Source organism: Microseira wollei NIES-4236, from assembly GCF_020521235.1.
In the GTDB taxonomy this organism is placed as follows: Bacteria; Cyanobacteriota; Cyanobacteriia; order Cyanobacteriales; family Aerosakkonemataceae; genus Microseira; species Microseira wollei.
Window position 1 is genome coordinate 23,056 of the sequence record NZ_BLAY01000127.1, and the last position, 6,856, is coordinate 29,911.

The 6,856-nt window shown below is 46.0% G+C and carries 6 protein-coding genes; 4 read left to right on the plus strand and 2 right to left on the minus strand.

Features of this window, described 5'->3' with window-relative positions:
- Positions 1-183: 183 nt before the first annotated feature.
- Together MiSe_RS32840 and MiSe_RS32845 are read right to left on the minus strand one after the other, a co-directional pair.
- The gene (locus MiSe_RS32840; RefSeq protein WP_264196747.1) at positions 184-867 is read right to left on the minus strand and encodes a TylF/MycF/NovP-related O-methyltransferase; all 684 of its coding nucleotides are present in this window, start codon (positions 865-867) and stop codon (positions 184-186) included.
- 131 nt (positions 868-998) lie between these two features.
- Entirely contained in the window at positions 999-2,642 is a 1,644-nt protein-coding gene (locus tag MiSe_RS32845) for an alpha-amylase family glycosyl hydrolase (protein ID WP_226588033.1), read from the minus strand.
- Positions 2,643-3,590: 948 nt separating this feature from the next.
- Between MiSe_RS32845 and MiSe_RS32850 the strand changes: the two genes are divergently transcribed.
- Genes MiSe_RS32850 through MiSe_RS32865 form a run of 4 tightly spaced genes read left to right on the plus strand, consistent with a single transcriptional unit; the run spans position 3,591 to position 6,619 of the window.
- Positions 3,591-3,995, plus strand: coding sequence for a polysaccharide biosynthesis C-terminal domain-containing protein (locus MiSe_RS32850; RefSeq protein ID WP_226588035.1), 405 nt, complete (start codon positions 3,591-3,593; stop codon positions 3,993-3,995).
- A gap of 26 nt (positions 3,996-4,021) precedes the next feature.
- Positions 4,022-4,549 (plus strand): hypothetical protein, encoded by a 528-nt coding sequence (locus MiSe_RS53080; RefSeq protein WP_373872926.1) that lies wholly within the window; start codon positions 4,022-4,024, stop codon positions 4,547-4,549.
- Positions 4,546-5,655 carry a DegT/DnrJ/EryC1/StrS family aminotransferase gene (locus tag MiSe_RS32860; RefSeq protein ID WP_226588037.1) on the plus strand — a complete coding sequence of 370 codons (1,110 nt, stop codon included), beginning with the start codon at positions 4,546-4,548 and terminating at the stop codon, positions 5,653-5,655. The genes MiSe_RS53080 and MiSe_RS32860 overlap by 4 nt, the downstream gene beginning before the upstream one ends.
- Positions 5,648-6,619, plus strand: coding sequence for a hypothetical protein (locus MiSe_RS32865; RefSeq protein ID WP_226588039.1), 972 nt, complete (start codon positions 5,648-5,650; stop codon positions 6,617-6,619). The genes MiSe_RS32860 and MiSe_RS32865 overlap by 8 nt, the downstream gene beginning before the upstream one ends.
- Positions 6,620-6,856: the final 237 nt, after the last annotated feature.

Here is a 6,856-nt window from a genome sequence, read left to right on the forward strand (position 1 = left end):
TAAATTGCCCATAATAAAAAAACCTTACCCCGTTGTTGCGTAGGGACACGGCATCATAGATATCTCGGACAAACAGATAACGTTAATAATGCCGTGTCCCGGCTGCTAATTATGGGTAATCGACCGGACATGATGTAACTCATTGGCTTAAGAAACGCTATAGTTTACTAAGAAATCATCAGTCTAGATCTTGATTCCAAGCCGCACTTCCTTATCAATGCGTATCAGCATTGGCCCTGGAACCTCACGGAAGTAGTCATCAGTAGCTTTGCGGGATCCTGCCCAACAGCCATAATCATCAACGATCAGAACGCCTCCTGTCGAGAGGCGAGGGTAGAGATGTTGAAACTCAACAGCAGTAGATTCATACCAATCGGTATCTAGACGCAGCACAGAGATGGTTTCTGGTTTAATCTTTTCCAATGTCTCAATGACATCGCCTTGAACAAACTGAATCTCAAAATCAAAATTATGAACCGAGAAAGCGGCTTGAACGTCTTCCAATAAAGCATAACACCAACCAATGTCGTCCCCATATTGCTCCATCATTTCAAAGCCGGTACGTCCATATTTGTCCACATCAAATTCTGTGGGGGTTGGCATACCCTGAAATGTGTCATACAGATATAGCTTGCGATCGCTGACGTTTCGCGCTTTCAAAATCAAAGCTGCCAGTAAAGCGCTTCCTCCTCTCCAAACTCCGCACTCGACAATATCACCGGGTATGTTGCGATCGAGGACATAATTTACTGATGTATAAAGCGCAAAGAGTGCCTCTACGCTGGTCATTGTGTACGGACTTACCTGCTGAAATAAATCCATGAAAACCGAATCTTTGCCCATATCTGGCGTAATCTGATCTTTCATGGTCGCTTGATGCTTTGTGGAGAAAACGATCGTGCGCTCAGTACTCATAATAATAATGACGAGTGGGAATAGTTTGACAGGATGGAGGTTGCAAAGATCTAGCGATTGTACAGTGTCAAAAGATTAATAGCTCATCTTTGCTCCTTCGTATGAGGTGATTGTGATTGATAGCTACGCTCGAGGATCAGACCTTCATTTCCTCGTAGCTCAAGGGTATCTCCCAGGCATCCACCCTGGCGATCCATAAATGTGGAGAGGAGAACTTTTGACTGGTTACGAAACTCAATCGGTAATACCCATTTCTGGTATTCAGAACTGAAGTTCAATGCCACAACAAGATCCGATGTCTCGTCAAAGCGTCGATAGCAGAACAGCTGTGATGGTGAGTATAAAGAAACGTAGTCACCAAGCTGTAGTGCGGGTTGTTGCCGACGCAAGTGCAACAGCGCCCTCGTCAGGGAGAGGAAGGAGCGGGAGTCTTGCTTCTGTGCCTCGACGTTGATATTGCTGTAGTCATGAGTGATGGGTAACCAGGGCCAGACTGAGGGCGGACAGAAACCTGCATTAGCAGAGCGATCCCAGAGCATTGGTGTGCGCTCACAATCCCGCCCAACCCCTATACCGGGAGCTTTTTTTTCCCAAGGATCTTGGATGTGTTCGGAGGGAATCCAGGCGTCCTCCATTCCCAGTTCTTCTCCGTAGTAGATCGTTGGTGTCCCACGCAGGGTGAGCAATAGCATCATGCCGATTTTGGCTTGAGAAATCCCAATTCTGCTGGCGACGCGATGCTTGTCATGATTCCCCAATGTCCAATTGGGCCATGCACCTTCAGGCAACAGTCTCTCGTAACGATCGACAATTTCTCGGACGCACTCTGCGCTCCACTGACATCGGACTGACATCAATTCCGAATTTAGTGGTAAATGAAGTTCATCATTTGAGCCATAGTGCTTGATAATTTCCTCGAGTGACTTATACAGTTCACCAATCAAAAGACGATGGCCATACTGCTCGACAAGCGTCCGCAGCATCCGATTGAAATCGTGAATTTCCGGTATATTCTTACTGAAGACTTCAAACAGGCGATCTGATGGTTCCATGCCGGGATGCCAGTCGGGATTCACCGGGTTATCTCGAAACTGCGGATCCTTGAACGCACGATAGGCGGCATCAACTCGAATTCCATCCACGCCTCGCTGCAACCAAAAATGTAGTACATCCAACATCGCCTGCTTGGCATCGGGGTTACGCCAATTGATATCTGGCTGCTCCTTGAGAAACGAGTGTAGATAGTATTGCTCTGTTTTGCCATCCCATTCCCAGGCAGAAAGCCCATCAAAACGACCGAGCCAATTATTGGGAGGTCCACCATCTGCATTTGGATCTTTCCATATGTACCAGTCTCGCTTGGGATGAAAACGCGAACTGCGGGATTCTATAAACCACTGATGCCGATCGGAAGTATGCGGGGCAACAAAGTCAATCAAGATCTTGAGATTGCTACCATGCAAATTTCGGATCAAGCTATCTATATCTGAAAGCGTTCCAAAGACAGGGTCAACATTTGTATGGTCGCTAACATCATAGCCAAAATCAGCCATGGGAGAGGGATAGAATGGTGTCACCCATACGGCATCTATCCCAAGCCATTCTAAATAATCCAGTCGCTGGATAATGCCTGGGATATCACCGATGCCATCTCCATTCGAGTCCTGAAAGCTGCGTATATAAGTCTGATAAATAACAGCAGACTTCCACCAAGGAGAATGAGACATTACGGCTATGGGTAATTAGAATCAATCAAAAGAGGAATATTTCTTTCCTGAGGAATTGCTATGGTACCTAAAGCACCACGAGCGCGGCGTATCGTGAGAAGACTTGCCAGCATGGATGGATACTACTGTCAGTGTTGAACGGGCAATCAGATAATATCATAAAGATTGCCTAAATGATTTAGGTACTTGTACTTACGCACTGAGTACGAAATTACGTCATTTTTGCCGCCGATAAACAAGCTGAAATCCTTGTGCTGCCGTTACAGTGCGTAATTCCTACGATGCATATTATACTTTTGTGTGTATTTCCCCTAAATTCCGACTAATCTGACTTGACAATACCGCTCGTTTACTAATATCTTATACGAGATTGTACTTGAGTTGGTAGGAGCCAGCGGTATATACGTAAATAATTGGCGGAAAGCGGATCGTTGGGCCTATTAGTTAGGTGCCAGATGTTGCTAATTTCTGCTAGGAATTGGAGCATCTGTACAAGCCTGTCAGGAACCTCAGCCTAAAGGCATGAAGCTTGGAAGAGAAATATAACAAGCCATCCTGACCAGCCTAAGACTTTCCTTGTCTACGTTTTTTGAGTCACGACACCGGAGAATGCGTAGCTAGTTCCCTGCTCTGTCATTTGCAGTTAAACAGTTTTAAGGTCACTGAAACAGTGCTGCAAGTCTAACAAGCTCTTAAAACATTGGCCTTGCTAACTTTACCCCGAAAGGGAGGCTCATGGCGAGCAAAACAAAACACTATGTGTACAGGGTTGCAAGATTCGAGGCGGTAACTGTCCCGCTGAAAGTACAACACAAAAGTACACCGATTCAAGCAACCGCAAGGCAGTAGTGGTAACTGTAAAGCCGTCCTATAAGGACGGGGTTTCTACCCATTTTTCTGATGATGCAGCTGTGGTATGTTTGCTATGTTATTGATTGAGGTGAAATAGTGTTTGAAGCTGGAAAGATACCTTGCTACATGAACCGCTCGGATCAAAGGGGTTTATTTCTGGGTCTTGTGAATCAAGGACTTTGGCAAGAAGTAAATTTTGTCAAAACTCAAGCAGGGCAGATTCGAGGCGGGCATTTCCATACTAAAACCAATGAAGTTATTTTTCTGGTGCGCGGTAAGGCAGAGGTGGAACTGCAAGATTGCGATAATCCCCAACAAAAACAGCAGTTTATTTTGAACCCAGGAGAAGGAGTTCAGATTAAGCCTTACATGCTTCACACCTTGCGCTACCTAGAGGATAGCGAACAAATTGCGCTACTGGATGTTCCTTTTGATCCTGCAGATCCAGATCTGCACACCCTTACAGAAGTCACGGTAAACGTATCTAAGAGGTTGGTTTGAAACGAAGATAATAGGCTGGAAAGTGCTTGCGGTGTGGAGCCAAAGCGGTTTTACTAGAAGCTGTTGATGATGCGGAAAGTTTACAACTTATTATTTGGGCCGCTCAAGGATATCGGGGTCAACTGGAAGATTCAGTATTCATTGTTTGTGGCTGTAAGTTGGAGATTGTTAAACGCAACGAACCCGGTTTTAAGATATTACCTCGCAAATGGGTGGTGGAGCGGAATTTTGCTTGGCTTGGTAACAATAGAAATTTAAGATTTACTTCACCGAAAACGCGCAGGTCTGCCCCGGCCTATCTCGAAAGAAAGCTAACCGCGCATCGCAAATCATTACACGGGAAATTGGTTCATGAAATACTGAGTCTTGGAAACACTATCAAACTGGAAAAACATTTCAACAAAGCTTTCCAAAAACTATTTGGAAAGTCTGTTGGTCTTCGCGCAACGGGAGAATTCGTATCTCGCTTAAAATGCTTGGCCCAAAGTGCTGGCGTAACGGTGGTTGAATTCTCCACATTTAAGACTAAACTATCTCAAAGAAAATTGATATGATCCCTCAAATTCAACCTTGGATTGACGATAGTGAATGGCTTGAAGTTAAGCGGGTGATGGAATCAACCTACTTAACCGAGAATAAAGTGACAGAGGAGTTTGAAGCTGGCATTAAAGCTCTAACGGGGGCAAAACATGCAATTGCTGTTTGCAACGGTACTGCTGCTTTATACTGCATCCTCAAGGCTCTGGATATCGGTCATGGAGATGAGGTGATTGTCCCCAACCTGACCTTTGTTGCTTCCTCGAATGCGGTGATTATGGCAGGGGCTAAGCCCGTCTTTTGCCCAGTTAGAGCAGATACGCTGTGCATTGATGTAGAGGCAGCCGCAGCGCTAGTCAATGACAGAACCAAAGCGATTATGCCTGTCCATTTGTACGGTCAAAGTGCAGATATGGATGCAGTACTCGCCTTTGCTAAACGCTTTGAGTTGAAGGTGATTGAAGATGCAGCACAGGCGATTGGAGTAGAGTTCAACGATCGTCATGTAGGCTATTACGGAGACGCAGGTGCCATTTCCTTCTATGGCAACAAAACGATTACCTGTGGTGAAGGTGGGATTATTGTAACCGACAGTGATACTATTGCCCAGACCTGCCGTCGGCTGAAGAATCATGGGCGATCGCGTCGCGGCACCTTTGTCCACGAACATATTGGCTTTAATTTTTCCATGACAGAAATGCAGGCAGCTATTGGTGTTGCCCAGATCAGAAAGTTACCTGCAATTATTGGGCGCAAACAGCAAATTTATGAAGCTTACATGGCTGGTTTAGCAGATGTGCCCCAGTTGCAGCCGATGTTTATTGACCCACGCTGTAAGCCGGTCCACTGGTTTACCTCTTTCTATGCTGAAAACCGGGCTGAACTGGCTGACTATTTAGCAAAACAGGGAATTCAAACTCGACTCTTTTTCTGTCCGCTTCATCTTCAACCTTGCTATCAAGGCTGGGCCGATCCAAGCATGACCTATCCCGTCAGTACATCTGCTTATGAGCGAGGAATGTCTTTGCCGTCATCCTATAGTTTGACTGATGAAGAACTAGATTTTATCATCGCCAAAATTCACCAGTTCTATCAGCTTTGTGAGCAATTGGAAAGTGCTTGAATCTCCCCTCTCTCAAACCTCCGAATATCTTGCCTGTCGTGAGCAGGTAGTTGCGGCTCTCTTCGATTTGCCCCAGGGTAAAGCGTTATCTGAGGCTCTGATTGCAGGTCGCGACTTTGTTCACTTGATCCATCCCGATTGGGTGGCAGGCGTAACCAGAATTCAGGTGCGGGAGGGGCATGGTCCTCAAAATCTCAATGATGATCCGGTTGACACGCAGTTCCATGCTTACTTGGAAGCTGCGATTAACCCTCAGATTCGTAATGGTCTCCTCGCAGATGGCACGAAACCCGGAAGTTATGACGATCGCAAAGTCCGCTGGTCTGGAGCGGGAGTGGCTGGATTCTGGTCTCGCAGTCAAGACACCTTCACCCTGGAAGTTGGACCCACTACCTATCCCCGTTGTCGTCTAGATTTGACTCGTAGTTCGTTGGAAGCACTAAAGCTGATGATGCGTGGTCTGACAAATTACCACGATCCCTACGCTTATTTTGCCAGAGGAATTGGGGTTGCGGTAGTTCCTCTGACCACGGATGGTAATGTCTACATTGGTAAGCGGTTGAATGCATCGGATTACACAGGCGTTCTCAATTTTGTGGCGGGTTGGGCTACATTTTCTCCTACAGTTCAAGACATCAATTTTTATCAAGATGCTCAACGGGAGTTGTGGGAAGAAGTGAATGTTGCCATGACCTTAAATGACACGAATACTCGGTTTGTTGGTATGTCTGGCAACCCGATTACGGGGGAAGTTGATTTGGTCTTTGTGGTGCAAACGGAAATGCCCGATCGCCATTTTCGCTCAAAGCAGTGGGGAGAGCATTCTTGTTTGGTTCCCATTCGCAGTAAAGCTGAAGCTCTTGCTCTACTGGAACATGGACTGTTACCTGGAGAACAGGAGGCTTACAGGCTGATGTTTTCCTCTCGATTGGGCTTAGAATACCTAGTTCAACAGCATTGGTGAATTTAGAAATGGCAAGGGCTGATTCAAAATTGGTCAAACAAGCCTGGAAATCAGAACCATACTGTAGAAATCGCTCTTTCCCGATTGATCGATCCATAGGATAAGAAGAAGTAAACAACCCGCCGCTAAATCGGAGTACCGATTATAGCGGGGGCTTTGAAAGAAGTCCAGAGTTTACCAGACTTAGGTGGCAACACCTACGTTATTGGCAAGAGTTAAAGACCTACCAGGGGATGC

Bases quoted from the DNA above. Each gene is read 5' to 3' on its own strand.
- MiSe_RS32840 (WP_264196747.1), bottom strand. From the start codon at position 867: ATGAAAGATCAGATTACGCCAGATATGGGCAAAGATTCGGTTTTCATG.
- MiSe_RS32845 (WP_226588033.1), bottom strand. From the start codon at position 2,642: ATGTCTCATTCTCCTTGGTGGAAGTCTGCTGTTATTTATCAGACTTAT.
- MiSe_RS32860 (WP_226588037.1), top strand. From the start codon at position 4,546: ATGATCCCTCAAATTCAACCTTGGATTGACGATAGTGAATGGCTTGAA.